This is a genomic window from Novipirellula galeiformis (genome assembly GCF_007860095.1).
Classification (GTDB): domain Bacteria; phylum Planctomycetota; class Planctomycetia; order Pirellulales; family Pirellulaceae; genus Novipirellula; species Novipirellula galeiformis.
Genome location: NZ_SJPT01000011.1, coordinates 1 through 20,152 on the forward strand (window position 1 = coordinate 1; position 20,152 = coordinate 20,152).

A 20,152-nucleotide genomic window follows, 5' to 3' on the forward strand; every position below is an offset into this window, starting at 1 on the left:
CTCGAAGGTGGATCGGTCTGTGTTTACGCCACGCTCTGGCGAGCGTAGCTACCTTCGCCAGAAGGTGGGCCGGTCTGTGCTTACGCCACGCTCTGGCAAGCGTAGCTACCTTCGCTCGAAGGTGGATCGGTCTGTGTTTACGCCACGCTCTGGCGAGCGTAGCTACCTTCGCCAGAAGGTGGGCCGGTCTGTGCTCACGCCACGCTCTGGCGAGCGTAGCTACCTCCGCTAGAAGGTGGATCGGTCTGTGTTTACGCCACGCTCTGGCGAACGTAGCTACCTTCGCCAGAAGGTGGACCGGTCTGTGTTTACGCCACACTCTGGCGAGCGTAGCTACCTTCGCCAGAAGGTGGATCGGTCTGTGCTCACGCCACACTCTGGCGAGCGTAGCTACCTTCGCCAGAAGGTGGATCGGTCTGTGCTTACGCCACGCTCTGGCGAGCGTAGCTACCTCCGCTAGAAAGGTGGGCCGGTCTGTGTTTACGCCACACTCTGGCGAGCGTAGCTACCTTCGCTAGAAGGTGGATCGGTCTGTGCTCACGCCACGCTCTGGCGAGCGTAGCTACAACCGAGCACTCAAATCTGCTCCAGCACCGACCGCAATCGTTCCAGCGCTCGCACATACCGGATGCTGGCGGCTTTCGGCGTGATGCCAAGTGCCATGGCAACTTCTTGGTTGGTCAGTTCTTCAAAATGACGCAGCGCAACGACTTCGCGATCCATCTCACTCATCTCACTCAGTGCCGACCGCACCTCCGCAATCAACTCAACCTTCACAGCCGCTTGGCTCGGTGAAGTCAGATGAGCGATGAAACGTTGCGAAAGACACAGCGACGTGTTGCCCCATGGATTTTCTTCGTGCGGATTGGATTCACGCAACGTCGAACGTGATTCGGTGGCCAGATGTCGGCGATGAACACGGCTAAGCGTCTGTCCGGTGACGAGTCGTAGCCAAAGAAATAGTGAAGGAAAATCGCCCTCGACATAGTGACCGAGCCGTTTTTCGGCATCTAAATAAACGTCCTGCAATACATCATCCGCATCAACACGAGCTCGAATCTGATCGCTGAGCCGGAAATGGATGATCTGCCACAACCGCGGGCGATGGACGGAAAACGCATCGGCAAACAGCGACAAATCGCCAAGCTTAAGTTGCTGTTCGATGTTTCCGACGTTGGGATTCACAAAAAAATGCCTATTGGCTGTAGATGTCGGCAATCGCTGGGGTTTCTGACCATGAGGTAATTGCACAATCCATTGTATCCAAGGCCGATTTTGATGAAACCGACTCTCGCATTGCACTTCATCCACCGTCTGGCAATGGTAGCTGCGCTCGCCAGAGCGTGGGACGAGCACAGGTTCCACCACCGTCTGGCGACGGTAGCTACGCTCGCCAGAGCGTGGATTGCGAACAAAACGGGCCACCGTCTGGCGACGGTAGCTACGGAAGGTCGTTACTGCATAAATGGGGTGCTAGTGCTCGCGGCCTTGCTGTCCATGCAGAGTCTTTGTGTTGGCGACGATGTCGATGCGCAAAAGCGGAAGAACATTGTGATCTTGTTAGCCGATGACCTTGGCTGGGGTGACGTTGGGTTCCACGGAGGAGCCGCCGACACGCCAAACATTGATTCGCTGGCCAAAGACGGCGTCCGACTCAATCGCTTCTACGCCTATCCGGCGTGTAGCCCGGCTCGTGCTGCGATGTTGACCGGACGATTCCCGCACCGCTATGGAATCTCTGGCCCCGTGCGACCTCGCGACGAAGGCTTGCCAACGAGCGAACCGTTGCTGCCCGCTGCGTTTCAAAAAGCTGGTTATGAAACCAGCCTGATCGGTAAGTGGCACCTGGGGCTCGCAGGTGATCAATCGCATCCCATCCGCCGAGGATTCGATCAATTCTATGGCTTTCTCGATGCTTCGATCGACTACTACGAACACACTGCAAGTCGAGGGAAGATTGATTGGCAACGGGGTGGGACCACCCTCGATGAGAAAGGCTACTCAACCGACTTGTTGGCCGATGAAGCAGTGCGTCAAATCAGAAACCGACGCTCACGTAAACCGTACTGCATCGTCGTTTCCTTCAACGCGCCGCACTCGCCCTTTCAAGCTCCGCAGAACTTGATCGCAAAATACCAAGGCAAATTGAGCGCAACGGAAGCGACCTACGCGGCAATGGTCGATTCGATGGACCAAGGCATCGGACGCATTCTTGACGCGATCGACGACAGGCAACTTCGCCAAGATACGATCGTCGTTTTTGCATCCGATAACGGTGCGGCACGAGCCGGAACAAACAAACCGTTTCGCGGCCAGAAGCGGCAAGTCTACGAGGGCGGCATTCATGTGCCTTGCGTCATCCGTGCTCCTGGTTTGTTGAAAGCCGGAAGCGAAAATGAACAGCTCTGCGCGATTCACGATCTGTTCCCCACGCTCGCCGCAGCCACCGGAGTTTCAATCTCATCGGTGAAACCGCTCGACGGAGATAGTCTCTGGTCACAATTGGTCAGTGGCAAGGCAACTTCGCGAACCATCGTGATTGCCGAGAACGACCACGCCATCATTCACGACGATTGGAAGTTGATTCAATTTGCCGACGGGGGCACGGAGCTGTTCAATTTGCGAAGGGATCCAACGGAGGAAAGAAACGTCGCTGGCTCGGAGGCGAAGATTGCCTCGCAGTTGTTGTCCAAGTTGATTCAGTACCAAGTGATTGTCCAAACGGATGGTCCCGTACCACCGTCTGGCGACGGTAGCTACGCTGGCCAGAGCGTGGGACGCACACAACCGGCACCACCGTCTGGCGACGGTAGCTACGCTGGCCAGAGTGCGGGGCGCACACAACCGGCACCACCGTCTGGCGACGGTAGCTACGCTGGCCAGAGCGTGGGACGCACACAACCGGCACCACCGTCTGGCGACGGTAGCTACGCTGGCCAGAGCGTGGGACGCACACAACTGGCACCACCGTCTGGCGACAGTAGCTACGCTCGCCAGAGTGTGGTTTCTGGCCGACACACGCTTGCCGTCACAACCGCCAAGGAACTACAAGAAGGAGAATCGCTTGCAACGGCCACGCTCCGAGGCGACGCAAAGTACGGGGTGCTGGGCGATCCGCGAGTGGAATCCAGTGGGCGTGGCATACGCTTGCTTTCCAGCGAAGATGTCGACGGCAACGGCACACTTGCGGGCGAGGCGTCGCTTACCAGTGACCAAGTATCCGCCGACCAGCGTTGGTATCGCTTCTACATCTCGGGGCTCGCTCAAGACAACTTCGCCGTTGACCAGGACGAGCTGTATTTGAAAGTCGAGTTTTTCCAAAAGCGCGGCACCGATTCACTGGACCTGATCAAAGAACGCATCTACCCGCAAGTTTTGCAGGAACGTAAGGATTTCTTCGACAAAGACACCAACGAAAGCCTTGGACACTCGATTTGGCGAACCTACGCGATGGACTTCCGAACCCCGTTCGCAGAAGTCGATCGGCTGAAGCTGAGCGTCGGTTTTGCCAATGGGAAAGCTCAGACAGGGAAATCCGAGTTCTGGGTCAATTCGATGGACATCAAACCCATTGACGTACCCGCTAACTACGAAGCCGCCAAACCGACCCTGCAAGACTTCCCACAACCGGATGAATCGAAGCTGATTGCCCTTGGAGGTCGCTGGTACTTCAATCCGAAAGCTGGACAGCGCCAAGCACCGAAGCAGTTCGACTACACCAACGCAGATCAGTTGCTCTACAAAACGGATCGTTACCACGCTCCGTTCGCTGGCAACATGAGTTCGTGGTTGCGTGCCGGTTACCTCGATTTCAACGGTGACGAAGTCACGAAGGACCAGTACAAGCCCTACGCTGTCATCGTCACGTTCACTGACGAACATCTGGTCATGCGAAGTCGGAACTTGCCAAACCACCCGACCGCGACCTTCCCTGATCGCTGGCGAATGTTGGACGGCAACCCGTCGTACATCAAAGAGCAGGCGAATACTTGGCACATTCCGTTGGAGCCGAAGCGTGATCCCAATGCGATCGCGATGGACGAAAAGAACTCCAACCAAGCTTTACCAATGGGCGCGATTGGTGTCGCAACCAACGGCGTGATCTTCTTCAATCCCTTCGATCACATCTTTGAAACCGATGCGGTTTGGCGACTCGATCGTTGTTGCGGCCACCCCAGCCCTCGACAACAGTACCACTATCACAAGTATCCCGTTTGCGTGAAGACGCCTTGGAGCGACGAAGGGCAATCGCATTCGGGCGTGATTGGATTCGCATTCGACGGATTCCCCGTCTACGGGCCATACGAATCAAAAGGCTTGCTCGCCAAAGACGATACGAAGAACCCGCTCAACGACTTCAATCTTCACACAGACCCCGATCGTGGTCCCCACTATCACGTCACGCCGGGCGAATACCCCCACATCATCGGAGGATACTGGGGACAGATTGACACGAACAATCGTCCGGGACGAGGGAACGGGGCGGGAAATCAGAGATAGGAAATTGAAAACGTTGAATGGGCAATTGAGAAATGCAAATTGAGTGCGCCTGAACCGAAATTCATTTTGCATATTCAAATAGTCAATTCTCAATTTTCAATACTGCTCGTCTAGAATCGCTCTCACTGCCATGAACAAACGTCAAATCCCCATCTTGTTCCTCCGCGACGTTGCACCGCTGCTGGTCCTCGGCTGTGCGGAATGGTTCGTCGACTTGATGGGCCCCCGCCAGGCGATTGATACGCCCCACAACCCTGGCATCACCTCGCGTCGACATGTCGAAGCATGGATGGCGCTGGAGCTTGAGGCGGAAGCTGGAGCTTAAGGCGGAAAAGGTAGGCGAAATCGGTTCCAGTTTGCGGGCATTGAATGTTCCTTCCAGTCGAGCTTGTCCTGGCGGACGCCGTCTCGCTTCGTTGATCCCGCGGGGGCAAGCCCGCAGCGGAAGCGGAGAAAATTCCTGCCGCCCCAGATTGCCTGGGTGGTGGATGTGAGTGGTTGGCAATAAAGAGTCAGCGCACGAAAAAAGCCGCTTGTAAATTTACAAGCGGCTTTCCGAGTGGAGGATAACGGAATTCTCGTCTTGTCGACGCAAGTGCTTTTCAGGAAACAGCTTACGCATTTGGCTGTTTTTGAAATCTGACCCGATTCCCGACCAAATCTGACCCACATAGATCGCCCTCGAACGATGGTGGATCGTGCGAAGAATCGGGCCAGTTCGCTGGCAAGCAAGCGGAGCTGGCAAAGGTCGAGAAAATCTCTATACCGACTGCGTATGTGAAGCTTGGCCGATGGGGCTATTCACAAGAGGATGCGCACGAGACTGTTGCAGATCAAATCGCTAGAGCAGGAAAGAAAGATTTCTGGAAATTTTAGAGTCTAGCTGCTACTGGCTTTGATTGACCACGTCGATCTGGTCGAAAACGACGCTCATTTGCGGTGAAAGCACGATTTTGAAAACGTTGCCTTCGAATGTCTTGAGATTGGGAAGCGACGTGAATGACTTAACAAGCTTGCCGTCAAGCGAAAGCTCTACGTTTTCTTTGCCCCGCACCTTTACCGACAACTTGTGTTGAGTGCGTAAGGAAATGGCTCCCGAAAAAGTTGCCGAGTTGAATTCACCAAATTCCCCCGAACTAAAGAAGCCGATGATTGTTTTGTTCTCTTTTGTGACTCGAATGCAAAGGCTTCCCTGAACTACCGGCAAAGCGAAAATGAGATCACCGAAGCCGTTGCTGCTCCGCTGAGTGGTCGAAAAAGCCACTTCAAGGTCATAGTGTTCAAATGGAATGCTACCGAGCGATGCCTTTGCCGTTTTTGGTGCAGCAAAACCATATAGTTTGCCACGTTGAACCTGCCATTTCCCTTCCTCTACTTTTCCTCGCAGGTCCAACTCAGATAAAAAGGAAATGCTCGTCAATTCCAAGGTAGCGTCTCCCTTTTGCCACTGTTTGAGATCAGGGGTTGGGTTAACAAGGCTAGGCGTATTTACCGGCCCTGGCGTTGCCAAGGTCGGCGTCTCAGTCAAGGCAGGCATAGCGACTGACTTATCCAGATCTGGCTCAAACTCTTTCGCCTTGGCCATCGCTGAGGCCATCTCATCCAACGCCAATACCGTTTCGGCATATTGAATCAACGCTTGCTGTAGCAAACCTCGGTAGAGGTCACGACGTTCGGAGTCACCGGCATTCTCACGTTTCACCGATACGGTGTAGCTATCCCCCAAATTTGCTGAAATATCCTCCAACCGTCTTGCGAGCGACACAAATCTCCACTCGTCCGTTGACTCATCCCGATAGTTGACTCCCAAATTTAGCCACTCGTTTCCGAGAGCATCTCGGGCATTGGAGATGAGCATCTTAATCTGTTGGAAGGTCGCTTGTTGATCCTTTTGACCTCCATCAATGATCGACAGTGCGACGGCAACGAACTTAGTCGCTGCGAGCAAGTCTTCCTTACCTGTGCCTGATGGTGCAAACCGGTAAAGAGGTTTCCGATCCAGATCATTTCTTGCCACTGCACGAAATGCAACTTCACACCACAACTTGCTCTGCTCCAATTGGAGTTCATGTTCACGTGCAGCTAAGGCAGCGGCATTTCCTCGAAATTTAGCTACGTTAGCAATCGCTCTTTGTTGCGCATTTTGGTTGGCACGATACATGTAGTCGAACTGTGGAGGTCGTTGATGGACAGGCAGTCCTTGGCGAGAAGGTACACCGGGCTCAGTTTGATTGTCGCTTGCAGAATTGTTTTGCCCTAAGACCGTCCACGTGTGGTAGGTATGATTCTCCGTTGGGTGGTAGAAAAATTTCTCTGCTGTCGTCCCGTAGAACCTGTCCCATCTAACTGGACCGCCAGCCCTGCGGTCCATTCGGTCATTGCCAGCCTGTGCTCGATTTGCCTGACCGGTCGCAATGCCTGCACGGGACTTACTTTTGCCCATAGCCTCGTCGATTGCGTCCAAGTTGGCTTCGACATCGACCAGCCTCACCATCAAGAAAAGCAGCCGTTGGTCGATTTCCTCCCACCCTTCATCTAGCTTTTCTGCCGGCGCCATCTGGCTTCGCCGAACCTCTAGCTTTGTGACAGCAGGAATCGTTTTGTCAAACTCAACATGACCGATGTCGCCGGGGATCACTGATGTCAGATCTGTGGCCTTGCCTTCCAAAATGATCGTAGCGTCATCACTTAGGGCTAAAGTAGTCACTTTGCCGCTGTAACGAACGGTAATCTTGCGTTCTCTTGGCTCTACGGACTGAATCTCAATAGGCACCGTAGTGGTTTCGGCAACCGCCGTGTTTGCGAACAGAAATGCTGTCGCCACAAACAATAGTTGGTTTGCAATCCGGTTCATCGCTCGTCTCCAAGCACGTCTTTCAGGAGTCATGATCAAAGGGAGTATACTGGGGCCCCTCGGGTGCCGCAAATGCGGTACTGATCGCTATCCAACAGATAGCGAAACCTCAAGCAAAAGTGTTGAGCGTCGATGATGTTTCTGATCTTGTTGCTGGAGTGACTCATTGATCGCCGTGGCAACTTCTTGAAGCATAGCGCCCGTTATCATCGCAGCCCTGTCAGGACGAGGTTTCCTTTCAAGCCGGCAGATCGCAGGCACTCGATTCGGTGGGACGTGCGTGAAGGTAGCGACCCGTTGTTGCCACCGATGAGTGGCCGAGTGTTGCTTGGATGAGGTGGATTGGGGCACCGTGAACTGTGGCATGCAGCCAGCCGAGATTGGGCGATTAGTCCCCGATGATTTGTATCCTTTGCACCCAGAACGAATTCATCAGGCGTCCGGAAAGCCGGAGTCCGGGCCGTGGGTGATTTTTGAACGTCCCAAGACATTTGAATATGCAGAGTGGATTCTTTTCGACGAGGTCCACGAGCTCTTGAGATGGGGTATCCGACGGTCGCAAGCCTGTAGTGGCAACGTGATCGTTTGTAATGAAAAGGGAATGTCGTGGTATCAAGACGACAAGCGCAATGCGGCCCAACGAATGACGAAGTGGTGGGGAGAGGTGTCTAATGGGAAAACGATTACCGGTGTCGGGGTTATCACCCGAGTTCAACGTATCGATCCAACCTTCCCAAAGCACCCGTTGAAGAACCTGCGGAAGGTGCTGCCGAATCTCTTGCGACAGAAATACGGGAGTGAAATTGCAGACCTTTCGAACGCTCGAAGAGTGTCCCGTACATCGGTCACCAACCGATATTCAGATCCACGCTTTGAGACCTTGAAGGCAGCCATCATTGATCTGCGCCCGAAGCTCCAACCGTTTCTTGATGAGCTTGCCAAGAACAGCTAGTGGTGACGGTTGTCTGGCGTTTAGAAAGAGATGGCCGTCCGCAGCGGTCATCTCTTCATTGGGTCGGATTTGATTTGAAATCTGACCCAAAATCCACCCCATTTCCTGACCCACGCACTTGTCCCCACCATGCGGCTTGAATCACGAAACACCGTAAATCGTTGGTCATGAACGACTTCGGCGCACGAAAAAAGCCGCTTGTGATTTCACAAGCGGCTTTCCGAGTGGAGGATAACGGACTTGAACCGATGACCTCCTGCATGCCATGCAGGCGCTCTCCCAACTGAGCTAATCCCCCGGAAGGTCTCTTTCACTTTTGCAAAGAGTACTGACTGTCCCATCCTCTCGTCAAGTCCTGGTGCTTTTCTTCGCCAAAAAAACGGCTCCCGGCGCCTGCAAAACTTCCCAGATGTCCCTCCCATAGCCAATCATGCCGGTTTTTCCGAATCGAATGCCACTGGCAATCCAATGAATTACCCCAATCTTAGTGGGTCGCGCCCATCCATTGGGCCCTCCAACATCGAAGTTGGAGTTGATCGCTGGCAACCCTACCGCTGAAAAACCATTTGCCGGTCGCCGCTGGCGACTGAAATGATTCGTAATGAACGTGAGATCGTGGACGTTTAGTTCGTGGACGTTTTGATCGCCGAGCGATCAACGACGGATGGGATCCTCGGTGACGGCATACTGCTTCCTTAGCCTTGCCAGCTCCGCTTCCAAATCGGCTTGCACCTCGGCGTAGTCAGGGTCGCCGTAGACGCTGTGCAGCTCGTGCGGGTCCTTCTGTAAATCAAACAGCTCCCAATCGTCGAGTGGTTTACCTTCGAGGGCATAGAAGCGAATCAGTTTGTAACGGCCGTTGGTGACGCCATAGTGCCGCGCGACATTGTGCGCCCCAGGATTCTCGTAGTAGTGGTAATAAAACGTCTTTCGCCAATCGGCAGGCGTGTTGCCTTGGAAAATCGGTACCAAGCTGCGGCCTTGCATGTCGCTGGGGATTTTCGTTCCGGCGATCTCTAAAAACGTTTCCGCGAAATCGAGATTCGAAACGACGTCATTGTTGGTCTCGCCCGCTTTGACCACGCCCGGCCAACGAACTAGCAGCGGGGTCTTGAGCGATTCTTCATACATCCATCGTTTGTCATACCAACCATGTTCGCCCAAGTACCAACCCTGGTCGGAGGAGTAAATGACGACGGTGTTGTCAGCCAAGCCGGCTTCCTCGAGATAGTCCAATACCTCACCGACACTGTCGTCAACACTCTTCACACATCGCAGGTAGTCTTTCACATAGCGTTGATACTTCCACTGGATGACCTCTTTCTCCGTCATCTTGACTCGCGCCTCGTTGAACGCTGCGTTTTTGGGTCCGTAGGCGGCATCCCAGAGCTTGCGTTGCTGGGCATTCATGGTGCCGTACCCGGTCAGTTTTAGGTCGTTGGCATTGAGATGTTCCTTGATCGTCATCTGTTGACGCGAGGCCGATTGGGTGCGGCCGGAATAGTCATCCCGCAGCGTTTCCGGTTCAGGGATCGTGACGTCGTCGAGCCAGTTGAGGTACTTGGGACTGGGCATCCAATTGCGATGGGGTGCCTTGTGTTGGCACATCAACATGAACGGCTTTTGTGGATCCCGTTGTTCCTTCAGCCACGTCAACGTTTTGTCGGTGATGATCTCGGTCGTGTATCCGGTATGCTGTCGCGTGACGGGTTTGCCATCGGCACCGGCGGTCAACATTGGCGGGTTGTAGTACGGTCCTTGTCCCTTCAAAACGTCGTAGTGATCGAAACCTTGAGGGGTGGAAACGAGATGCCACTTTCCAATCACGGCAGTTTGATAGCCGTCCGCTCGCAGCAATTTTGGAAACGTTTGTTGGTCTCCGTTGAATCGATCGCGGTTGGTTTTAAAGCCATTGAGGTGACTGTACTTGCCCGTTTGGATCACCGCACGACTGGGGCCACAGATCGAATTGGTCACCAAACAACGGTTAAACCGCATTCCTTGCTTGGCAATGCGATCGAGGTTCGGGGTCGAGATGCGAGCGGGATCGTAGGCGCTGAGCGCTTGTTCGCAATGATCATCAGTAAAGATGAAAAGGATGTTGGGGGGCGGCGCCGCTTGCGCTGCTGTAGTGACGACCAGCGTGAATAGGGTCGCGAGAACGGGGGATTTCATGCGGTATGCGGGCGGTTGGAGGAGCCGAGACGGGACGGTTTCGTCCTGACATTTTAATGAGAGCCTCCGGGGCAGGTAAGACTTTGCTCAGCGGACTTTCGCTAATTCAATGGGGTTTGCAGTAAGAAATCACGGTAAAACCGTAGCCCGACAGCGAAGGGGCAACTATTTTAGGAGCGGTTGAAGACCGTAATCGCGGATGGCGATTTCCCCTCAGAACCTCCCTCCCCCCCACACAAACTCTTTCTCCCTCAGAAACGGAACCAATATGATCTCTCGGCCACGATACGCGCTCACCAGCGTCTGCTTGGCGCTCCTGGTCTCGGACGGTTTGTTGTCGGGTAGTGCCCCCGTGATGGCCGCGGGCCCCAAGGGGCCCGTCTACACCGAGGCGCCCGATTCGGAACCCAACTTTCCGCTGATGGGTGAGTTTGTCGGTCCGATCAAGACGGATACGGAGGATAAGAATGTCGTGGCGCTGCAAATTCGGCCGATCGGCAACGACACGTTCGAGGCGATTCAGTACCTCGGCGGGCTGCCAGGAGAAGAAGGGCATCAGACCGAGACGGTGCAATTGATCGGCCGTCGCAGCGGTGATTTTGTGGTTTTGTCGGGTGGCCCCTACGCCGTGTTCGTCGAAAAAGAGGGCTGCCTTGTGTTGGACCGCAAGGGAAACCGAATCGGGGAACTGAAGCGAGTCGAACGAGAGAGCTCGACTTTGCATGCACCCGCGCCGAAAGATGGGATCGTGTTGTTTGATGGCTCGTCGACCGACCAGTTTATCGATGGCCAAATGACGAGTGATGGTTTGTTGATGCACGGAACAAAAATCAAGCCGATGATGCAAGACTTCAACTTGCATCTCGAGTTTCGGTTGCCGTACATGCCCGAAGCATTGGATCAAGCTCGAGGCAACAGCGGTATTTATTTGCATGGACGCTACGAATGCCAGGTGCTCGACTCGTTCGCCACTCCACCAGTGTTCAATGGAGCGGGAGCCTTGTACCGATTCCGTGCTCCCGATTTGAACATGTGCTTCCCACCGCTGGCGTGGCAAACCTATGACATCCAATTTACCGCAGCACGCTGGGACGCCGACGGCAACAAACTCCGCGGCGCTCACGTGACCAGTTGGCTCAACGGCGTCAAAATCCAAGACGACGTCGAGTTGCCAGGACCGACGGGGGCAGGTAAAGCGGAAGAGCCCAACTTGTTGCCAACCTTGTTCCAAGACCATGGTGACCCGGTTCGTTTTCGCAACGTATGGATTGTCGATCGTGGATTGGCGAGCGGCACCTTCCCGGTCGTTCCGACCCCGGAAGAGCTGGAGGCTTTAAAGAAAGAACAGCAAGCGAAGATCGAGCGTGAGAAAAAGGAACAAGAGAAGAAGGCTCGCGAGCTGAAAGAAAAGGAAGAAGCGAAGAAGAAGAAGCAAGCTGAGATGAAGGCGGCTGCGGAGAAAGCAGCTGCAGAAAAAGCGGCTGCAGAAAAAGCGGCTGCAGAAAAAGCGGCTGCAGAAAAAGCGGCGGCTGAGAAAGCAGCGGCGGAGAAGGCAGCGGCGGAGAAGGCCAAACCGGGATCGGACGCGGCGAAGCCGGCAGAGGCTGACAAGCCTGCCGAAGCGGCGAAGTAACCGTAGGGGGACGACCGCAGGAGAACTGCGGCTAATGCTGCGCTGTTAAAAAACGGGGATGGACAGGCGGAGTTGCTTGCACGGCTTCATTCCACGGGTTCGTTTTTATTTCAAGGGCTCGTTTCCATTTACGCCGCTGGCGTAAGGAGCAAGTCCAACGCACGTACCAACAGCGTCAATACGAACTTTTGAGTTGCCCAGCTTTGCACGGCGCGCCAAGGTCACACGGGGCGCCAAGATCGCGCCAAGATCGCGGAGCGATCAGCGACATTAAAGCGGCGACATTAAAGCGGCGACATTAAAGCGGTGCGGGAAGATCGCGACGGTTAAAACAAACCATCGCAGCGATGTAAAACACGACCCCGAAGCCAATCAAAATCAACGGGTACACCAGCGGTGGCAGCATCGTATCATCGACGCGGTGAGTCAGCGTCCACGGTGTGTAGAGCGTGTCGCCAGCGACCATCGACGCCATCTGCTGTGGCTTGTAGCAGCTTAGGAACGTCATCGACAGCAGGAATTGGAGCGACTCGGCCGCTTTGCCAAGACCAAACATGACCGTTTGTACGATGTAGATCGCGACCGTGACACCGACCGTCCGCCATCGATAGCGATCGAGGCTGCTGAGCAGCGTTGCGAGGCCGATCAAAAAGAAGCCAAACGCGAACAGATGGAAGGTGGGCGCGGCGTACATTCGCACATCCACGCGATCCCTCAAGTGCAATGTCTGTATTTCGGGTTCGCCCATCGTCAGCGGAAAATCAAACTCGATGATGGGAATGCGAATCGTCGGGGGAGGCACCGTCTCTTTCACGCTGGTCGTCTGCACTCCGGCCCCAATCCCGGCCCACACCAACAGGCACAATAACGCCAACCCGACCACCGAGACGGCGGCGTGCGAAAACAGTAACCGTGTCCGGCTGATCGGTTGCGAGAGGACCATTTCCAACGTTCCTCGTCCCAGTTCGCCACTGACCACGTCACTGCCACGCGAGATGCACCAGATCACGATGCACAGGATTACGATCGGTTCGTCATACGTCATCCCAACTCGCCCGGGATAGGTGAACAGTACATCGAACGGGATGGGGGAAAACTTTTCAAAGTCGCGGAACTGTTCCACGATGTTTTGGAATCGCCCCATGTCCAACAGACTGACGACCCAAACTCGTACCCACGCGAATGCAAAGAGGGCCAACCCACACGACAAAAACAGCAGCAGTGATTGGCCGATATATTTCTTTAATAAAACACGGTCGATCATGCTCCGGCTCCCGATTCTGCGATCACATCCGCATTTGGCACTCCGGGGTCTCCTAGCAACGTGGTGCAGACCGATTCGCCGGCATGGACGGATTCATACACCGTGCGGAGTCCATACGGCTCGAAACGAATCTGTTTCAAATCGAGAGAATCGATCCATTTTAGAATGGGGCCGAGGTCGCCGGCGGTGTCGATCTGGACTTGATGGTGGGCAAGTCGCGAGGGACGCATTGAGACGCGGACCGCTTCTTGCAGCGTCTCGGGAACGGCAAGCGAGGATTGGCTGGTGATCGCCGTCATGCGGTGACGCTGGAACAAGTCGCTCATCCACATCTCGTGGGCCAAGCGGCCATGTCGCAAGAAAGCGACGCGGTTGCAAGTGTCTTCGATCTCGCTGAGCACGTGCGAGGACAACATGACCGTGCGGCCGTTGTTACGCGCTTCGATGACCAATTGCAGTACCGCGGCGCGGACGGTGGGATCGAGATTCGCGGTCGGTTCATCCAGAATCAACAGCGGTGTTTGCGGCCCGAATACGACGGCGAGCGCCAGTTTTTGTCGCATCCCGGTCGACATAAACGCCACACGGGTTTTGGTATTCAGTTCTAAACGCTCAGCAACATCGCGACTGCGTTGCAGATCACCGAAGGGATGCATCTCGGCAAAAAATTTCAGCACCCCCTCGCCACGCATGTGCCGAGGCAATCGGGCGTCACCGGGCAGGTAAGCCACTTGACGTCGTACCGCAACGCTGTCTCGTTCGGCATCGATCCCGAGCACGGTCGCCCTCCCGCCGCTAGGATGCAGATAGCCGAGCAGCAGCCGAATCAACGTGGTCTTTCCCGCTCCGTTGGGCCCCAGCAGGCCAAAAATGTCTCCACTGCCGACACGCAGCGAGCAATCGACCAACGCCTCAAAGTCGCCATAGCGTTTGCACAAGGCGTCGCAACGCAGCACATCGACGCCGTCCTGCGGAGGGTTCGGATCGGCGTCGATCCGTTGGTCGGTGGGTTTTAGGGGCGGATTCAAACGGTGGGGCTCACGAACCGAGGGAGAGGTGATGACGCCGACAATGGAATTTTGCTTAGCCTGGGTCGCTTGTTGTCGATCGCGACGCCCTTTATTGTTTGCAGCAGTCAAATCGTGGGAAGCGGGCTTTCAGCGATCCCAAATAGCATACCCATTTCACAGGCAGATCCATGTCGAATTCACCCTTGTTTTTGCCACGCGGTTTCCGTTTTGCTGGTACGACGTGCGGAATCAAAGCCAGTGGGAAACCGGATGTTTCGTTAATTGTATCGGATCGACCGATCGTCGCAGCGGGGGTCTACACCACGAATCAAATCGTCGCCGCCCCCGTCGTGCTGTCGCGTTCACGGACCCCCTCCGCTGCGATCCGAGCGGTGCTCACCAACAGCGGCAACGCCAACGCATGTACCGGCGAGCAAGGCATGGCAGACGCCAAGGCGACCTGTGCTCAGCTCGCCGAGTTGGTCGGATGCAATGAAAACGATGTGTTGGTGATGAGCACCGGCGTGATCGGTAAACCGTTGCCGATGGACAAGATCCGTGTGGGAGTGGAACAGGCGCACGGCAAACTCGCTAACGATGACACCGCGTTCATCGAAGCTGCCGAAGCGATTCGCACGACGGATGCGGATCGTAAAACCGAATCATGCGAGTTAACGCTCGGTGGCCAAACGATTCGGATCGCCGCGATGGCCAAAGGCGCGGGCATGATCGCCCCGAACATGGCGACGATGTTGTCGGTGATGTGCACCGATGCTTCGCTTACCGAGCAAGACGCCCAACAAATGCTTGCTCGCGTGGCAAACGTTAGTTTCAATCGTGTCAGCGTCGATGGACACACCAGTACGAACGACACGCTATTGTTGTTGGCCAGCGGCAGTGACGATCCACTTTCGGGTGACGCGTTGGCCCAATTTGAAGCGTCGCTCACGGAGCTCGCGATCAAGCTTGCCAAGCAATTAGTTGCTGACGGCGAAGGCGCGACCCACGTGATGCAGATTCACGTCGTCGGGGCGTCAAGTGATACGTCGGCCGAGATCATTGCCAAAACCGTGGCCGCAAGCCCGTTGGTCAAAACCGCGATCTCCGGGGGTGATCCCAATTGGGGGCGAATCGTTTCAGCCGCCGGCTACGCGGGCCAGCCGATCGAACCGTCACAGGTTGCCTTGTCCGTCTGTGGCCAATCGATCTACGACAAAGGGACCCCGCTATCGTTTGATGCCGCGTCACTGAGCGGGACGATGAAGGCGCATCCGCAAATCGATATCGAGTTGCGAGTCGGCTCCGGAGCGGGCGAAGCGACGTATTGGTCGAGCGACTTGACGACCGACTATGTTCGCTTCAATTCCGAGTACACCACTTGATCGAGGGTGGCATCTTCCCATCGAGCGGTTTGAACACGATGATAGGACCGCGTTTCTCACCTGTAATTAGCGTCCATGTTCGGCACAAATCGTCGATTGGTTACCGAAAGCAAACGAAGGAAGATGATGTCTCAAAGCGATTCAAAGATTGTCTACACCCACACTGACGAAGCTCCTGCTCTAGCAACCTATTCGTTGCTACCGATCATTCGTGCGTTCACGTCAGCGGCCGGAATCACAGTCGAAACGAAAGACATTTCACTCGCGGGACGCATTTTGGCTGGTTTTTCGGACACGCTGCCCAGCAACCAACAACACTCCGACGCGCTGGCGGAATTGGGTGAATTAGCGAAGCAAGCGGAAGCAAATATCATCAAGCTTCCTAATGTCAGCGCTTCGATTCCTCAGTTGAAGTCGGCCATCGCGGAATTGCAAAAAAATGGATTTGCGATTCCTGATTTCCCCGATGAACCCAAGACCGATGCGGAAAAGGATGCGCGGGCACGCTACGCCAAGGTGCTCGGCAGTGCAGTGAACCCAGTCCTTCGCGAAGGCAATTCCGATCGACGCGTGGCCGCGCCGGTCAAGGAGTATGCGAAACAAAACCCACACTCGATGGGGAAATGGAGCGCCGATTCGAAGACGAATGTGGCCACGATGAGTGACGGAGACTTCTACGGCAGCGAGCAATCGCACGTGATGAACGAAGCGGGCGATGTGCGAATCGAATTGTTGGCCAAGGATGGGACCACGACGGTTTTGAAGGAAAAACTATCGCTGCTCGCGGGCGAGATCATCGATGCTTCGCGAATGAGCCGGCAATCGCTCTGTGACTTCCTGGCTCGCGAAATCGAGGATGCAAAGAGCCAAGGCGTGTTGTTGTCGCTGCACCTCAAAGCGACCATGATGAAAGTTTCCGACCCGATTATTTTCGGCCATGCGGTCCAAGTTTACTACCGCGACGTGTTCGCTAAGTATGCCGATTTATTTGACGAGCTTGGGGTCAATCCCAACAACGGCATCGGCGACGTTTACGCTCGGATCGAGACGCTTCCCGAAGCGAAAAAACAAGAAATTCTTGCTGATCTTCAGGCGGTTTACAACGATCGTCCCCCGTTGGCGATGGTCGATTCGGATCGTGGCATCACGAACCTGCATGTGCCAAGCGATGTCATCGTTGACGCTTCGATGCCAGCGGCGATCCGCTCCTCAGGAAAAATGTGGGGGCCCGATGGAAAGCTGCACGACACCAAAGCGATCATTCCCGACCGTTGCTACAGCGGAGTGTATCAAGCGACCATTGATTTCTGTAAGCAAAACGGCGCGTTCGATGTTACCACGATGGGCAACGTTGCCAACGTTGGTTTGATGGCGCAAAAGGCCGAAGAGTACGGTTCCCACGACAAGACGTTTGAAATCCCCTGCGACGGCAGTGTGCGCGTCGTCGATGCCAACGGCAACGTGCTAATGCAGCATGAAGTCGAGCAAGGCGATATCTGGCGGATGTGCCAAACCAAGGACCTGCCCGTGCGAGACTGGGTGCGTTTGGCGGTCAGCCGCGCTCGCGCGACCGGTTCGGCCACCATCTTTTGGCTCGACGAAAATCGTGCTCACGACGCCAACCTGATCGCCAAAGTCAACGAGTATTTGCCTTCGCACGATACCGCTGGCCTTGATATCCAAATCATGTCCCCGGTCGATGCCACTCGCTTGTCGTGCCAACGAGCCAAAGACGGACTCGATACGATTTCGGTCACCGGAAACGTTTTGCGGGACTACCTGACCGACTTGTTCCCTATTTTGGAATTGGGAACGAGTGCAAAGATGTTGTCGATCGTTCCTCTTTTGGCAGGCGGTGGATTATTCGAAACCGGTGCGGGCGGATCGGCTCCGAAGCATGTCCAACAACTGCTCGAAGAAAATCACTTGCGTTGGGATTCACTCGGCGAGTTCTTGGCGCTGGCGGTCTCGCTCGAAGATCTCGGAGCAAAAACGAGCAACCGACGCGCCCAAGTGCTGGCCGAAACGTTGAACGCAGCGACCGGAAAGTACTTGACTCAAGACAAGTCGCCATCGCGTAAAGTCAATGAAATCGATAACCGCGGTAGCCACTTCTACTTGGCGTTGTACTGGGCGGAGGCTCTGGCAGCCCAAGATTCCGATGCTGAATTGAAGTCCCATTTTCAATCGCTTGCCGCCACGCTCGCCGAAAACGAGGACAAGATTGTCAGCGAGTTGAATTCGGTCCAAGGCAAAGCGGTCGACATCGGGGGGTACTACCAACCAGATTGCAAGAAGGCCAGCGAAGTGATGCGTCCCAGTGCGACGCTAAACGCGACCATCGATGCGATGGCGACCTGCTAGACATCGTCGTTGATCGCTCCGCGATCAAAACGTAGCTTCCGACAGCACGCTTAACGAACTTCATTGCAGTTCGTTAAGCGATTCACCACGGCACACGAAACCCGACCACAGGATTCACGCTAATGAACCACCTTCGTTTCTGCGTCTTGTTGTTCGCCGTCGGGTTCGCGACCGTGATGACTTCGCTTGATTGTGATGCGAGCGACCCAGCCCGTGCCAAAGTGGTCTGTTTTGGGGACAGCATCACGAAGCAAGGTTACTCCGAAATCTTGGCTTCGCTGCTGGATGTCCAAGCCATCAATGCGGGCGTTGGCGGCAATACGACCTCCCAAGCCCTGCGGCGAATGTCACGCGATGTGCTAGCGCAGCATCCCGATGTGGTGGTGATCTTGTTTGGCACGAACGACACTCGGATCGACAATGCCGGCGTCTTCGTGCCGTTGGAAAAGTACACGGCGAATCTGCACCAGATGATTGATGCGTGTGAGAAACAAGAGGCACGCGTGGTCTTGTGCACCATTCCTCCGATCAATCACGAACGCTACTTTACGCGTCATGATAAAGCGGCGTTTGAGCGAGTCGGTGGGCTCGGTGTGCTGTTAACCAAGTATCGTGAAGCGGTCGTGCAAGTGGCGAGTCAGCGGAACGTTGCGGTCGTCGATTTGAATCAACTGTTACAGGAACAGCCCGAGTGGCTCAGTGACGATGGGGTGCATGCCTCGAAAGAGGGCGTTGCGATTTTAGCAAAGCATATCGCCAAAGCCGTCCGTCCTCTGATTGAAGCGGGGCCAAAGTAAATCGCTGGAAATCACCCCGCAAAAAAGTCCAACCGCGAAAAAGTTCAATGCCTCGGCAAACTAGTGCTTTGTCGGGATTGAAAATGAGAGGTTGATCGTAGCGGAAGTCGTCAGGACTTTCGTGATTTGCGAGTTCAGCCGAGACTCTCGCGTGAGTGCCGCTACTTCAGACCAATCCTAGCGCCATCATCAGCGTCAGTTTGTCTTGCACGCCGACCAACGGCTTGCCCGCCCGCCCGCGGGTGAACACGATCAACGTCGGTAGCGTCGTGACGCGGTACTGAGTCGCCAATTCGCTCTCCGTCTCCGTATCGACTTTGACCACCTTGTAGCGGCCCTTTGCCTCGGACATCAATTTGTCGAGCATCGGGGTCATTTTGCGGCACGGTGCACACCAATTTGCATAGAAATCGACAAGTACCGGAACGTCGGCGTCGAGCACTTCGCGTTCGAACGCCGATTCAGAAATCTTCTTTACCATCGGTGAGATCTTACTTTAGCAAAACGATGTTTTTGAAGCGTACGGTCATCGCAGGGCCGCGGTGCAATTGGAAGGCAATCACGCCATCGGACGATGCTTTTTCGGGTTGTTGGTCAATCACCTCGGCTGTCATCGTGCCGTTAATGAAGTGTTGAAGTTGGTTGCCGCGAGCGACAATGCGGTACTCGTTCCACTCTCCGGGATGGATCGCGCTGGCGAGTGCTTTCCCATCGGCAAACGATTGGTCGTGCATCTTGCCCTCGGCATCGATCGTCACTTGATGACCTCGTTGGGCCAGGATTCCACGTCCCCGTTCTTCGTACAAGATCCCGGCAAATTGGTTGGTAAAGTCGATGTCGGCTTGGTAACCGCCCACGATGAATTTCGCTTCATCGACAATTTTGCTGCGATACTGGATTCCCGAGTTGCCACCTTCGATTTTGAACCAAGCGACCAATTCAAAGTCTTGCGGCGCGTCGCCCTGCCAAATCAAAAAGGTGTTCGCGTCGATGGGATCGGTATCGGTGGTCTTGCCGACAATCTGGCCCTCTTCGACCGACCACAAATCCTCACGGCCTTTCCAGCCCTCTAGGCTCTTGCCATCAAACATCACCACTCGATCGGCAGCGGTTTTCGCGGCGGCGGTGGGAGGGGCCGCGTCATCCTGGGCGAACGAAACGGAGGGGGAAAGGAGCAGGGTTGTGATCAAACCGGCGGTAAGGCGTTTCATGTTGTTGTCT

The 20,152-nt window shown here is 55.1% G+C and carries 15 protein-coding genes and 1 tRNA gene; 8 read left to right on the forward strand and 8 right to left on the reverse strand.

From position 1 onward, the window contains the following. On the forward strand, positions 1-232 hold a 232-nt coding region (locus tag Pla52o_RS27555; protein ID WP_231612577.1), incomplete at its 5' end, for a hypothetical protein. 344 nt (positions 233-576) lie between these two features. Here the strand turns inward: Pla52o_RS27555 and Pla52o_RS22975 are convergent. Continuing rightward, complete coding sequence (locus Pla52o_RS22975; protein ID WP_146596987.1) at positions 577-1,185, reverse strand: sigma-70 family RNA polymerase sigma factor; 609 nt, start codon at positions 1,183-1,185, stop codon at positions 577-579. Between the two features lie 312 nt (positions 1,186-1,497). Between Pla52o_RS22975 and Pla52o_RS27560 the strand changes: the two genes are divergently transcribed. Together Pla52o_RS27560 and Pla52o_RS22990 are read left to right on the forward strand one after the other, a co-directional pair. Next, positions 1,498-4,500 carry a sulfatase-like hydrolase/transferase gene (locus Pla52o_RS27560; protein WP_231612578.1) on the forward strand — a complete coding sequence of 1,001 codons (3,003 nt, stop codon included), beginning with the start codon at positions 1,498-1,500 and terminating at the stop codon, positions 4,498-4,500. A gap of 130 nt (positions 4,501-4,630) precedes the next feature. Next, positions 4,631-4,825: a hypothetical protein gene (locus tag Pla52o_RS22990; RefSeq protein ID WP_146596988.1), complete on the forward strand. Its 195-nt coding sequence runs from the start codon at positions 4,631-4,633 to the stop codon at positions 4,823-4,825. A 561-nt stretch (positions 4,826-5,386) separates the two neighbouring features. Here Pla52o_RS22990 and Pla52o_RS22995 read toward each other — a convergent pair. Beyond that, on the reverse strand, positions 5,387-7,354 hold the full coding sequence (locus tag Pla52o_RS22995) for a hypothetical protein (protein ID WP_146596989.1): 1,968 nt from the start codon (positions 7,352-7,354) through the stop codon (positions 5,387-5,389). A 328-nt stretch (positions 7,355-7,682) separates the two neighbouring features. Here Pla52o_RS22995 and Pla52o_RS23005 point away from each other — a divergent pair, with 328 nt between their 5' ends. Continuing rightward, positions 7,683-8,306, forward strand: a complete 624-nt coding sequence (locus Pla52o_RS23005; protein WP_146596990.1) for a hypothetical protein — start codon at positions 7,683-7,685, stop codon at positions 8,304-8,306. A 225-nt stretch (positions 8,307-8,531) separates the two neighbouring features. Here Pla52o_RS23005 and Pla52o_RS23010 read toward each other — a convergent pair. Then, positions 8,532-8,604: transfer RNA gene (locus tag Pla52o_RS23010), tRNA-Ala, on the reverse strand. Positions 8,605-8,960: 356 nt separating this feature from the next. Continuing rightward, a complete protein-coding gene (locus Pla52o_RS23015) occupies positions 8,961-10,481 on the reverse strand; it encodes a sulfatase family protein (protein ID WP_146596991.1) in 1,521 nt (506 codons plus the stop codon). Between the two features lie 268 nt (positions 10,482-10,749). On the opposite strand from Pla52o_RS23015, the gene Pla52o_RS23020 reads away from it, so the two are divergent. Next, the gene (locus tag Pla52o_RS23020; RefSeq protein ID WP_231612579.1) at positions 10,750-12,114 is read left to right on the forward strand and encodes a 3-keto-disaccharide hydrolase; all 1,365 of its coding nucleotides are present in this window, start codon (positions 10,750-10,752) and stop codon (positions 12,112-12,114) included. Between the two features lie 298 nt (positions 12,115-12,412). On the opposite strand, the gene Pla52o_RS23025 is transcribed toward Pla52o_RS23020, so the two are convergent. Together Pla52o_RS23025 and Pla52o_RS23030 are read right to left on the reverse strand one after the other, a co-directional pair. Then, positions 12,413-13,378 carry an ABC transporter permease subunit gene (locus tag Pla52o_RS23025; protein ID WP_231612580.1) on the reverse strand — a complete coding sequence of 322 codons (966 nt, stop codon included), beginning with the start codon at positions 13,376-13,378 and terminating at the stop codon, positions 12,413-12,415. Then, on the reverse strand, positions 13,375-14,406 hold the full coding sequence (locus Pla52o_RS23030) for an ABC transporter ATP-binding protein (RefSeq protein WP_146597069.1): 1,032 nt from the start codon (positions 14,404-14,406) through the stop codon (positions 13,375-13,377). Before Pla52o_RS23030 ends, Pla52o_RS23025 begins: the two co-directional genes overlap by 4 nt. Before the next feature lie 170 nt (positions 14,407-14,576). Here Pla52o_RS23030 and argJ point away from each other — a divergent pair, with 170 nt between their 5' ends. The 3 genes from argJ to Pla52o_RS23045 all read left to right on the forward strand — a co-directional run bounded on the left by argJ (position 14,577) and on the right by Pla52o_RS23045 (position 18,931). After that, on the forward strand, positions 14,577-15,770 hold the full coding sequence (gene argJ / locus Pla52o_RS23035) for a bifunctional glutamate N-acetyltransferase/amino-acid acetyltransferase ArgJ (RefSeq protein WP_146596994.1): 1,194 nt from the start codon (positions 14,577-14,579) through the stop codon (positions 15,768-15,770). Between the two features lie 126 nt (positions 15,771-15,896). Continuing rightward, positions 15,897-18,134 carry an NADP-dependent isocitrate dehydrogenase gene (locus tag Pla52o_RS23040; protein WP_146597070.1) on the forward strand — a complete coding sequence of 746 codons (2,238 nt, stop codon included), beginning with the start codon at positions 15,897-15,899 and terminating at the stop codon, positions 18,132-18,134. A gap of 122 nt (positions 18,135-18,256) precedes the next feature. After that, complete coding sequence (locus tag Pla52o_RS23045) at positions 18,257-18,931, forward strand: SGNH/GDSL hydrolase family protein (RefSeq protein WP_146596995.1); 675 nt, start codon at positions 18,257-18,259, stop codon at positions 18,929-18,931. 166 nt (positions 18,932-19,097) lie between these two features. Here the strand turns inward: Pla52o_RS23045 and trxA are convergent, their stop codons facing one another. Together trxA and Pla52o_RS23055 are read right to left on the reverse strand one after the other, a co-directional pair. Continuing rightward, a complete protein-coding gene (gene trxA, locus Pla52o_RS23050; RefSeq protein WP_146596996.1) occupies positions 19,098-19,412 on the reverse strand; it encodes a thioredoxin in 315 nt (104 codons plus the stop codon). 10 nt (positions 19,413-19,422) lie between these two features. After that, positions 19,423-20,142, reverse strand: a complete 720-nt coding sequence (locus Pla52o_RS23055; RefSeq protein WP_146596997.1) for a 3-keto-disaccharide hydrolase — start codon at positions 20,140-20,142, stop codon at positions 19,423-19,425. Between the last annotated feature and the right edge of the window lie 10 nt (positions 20,143-20,152).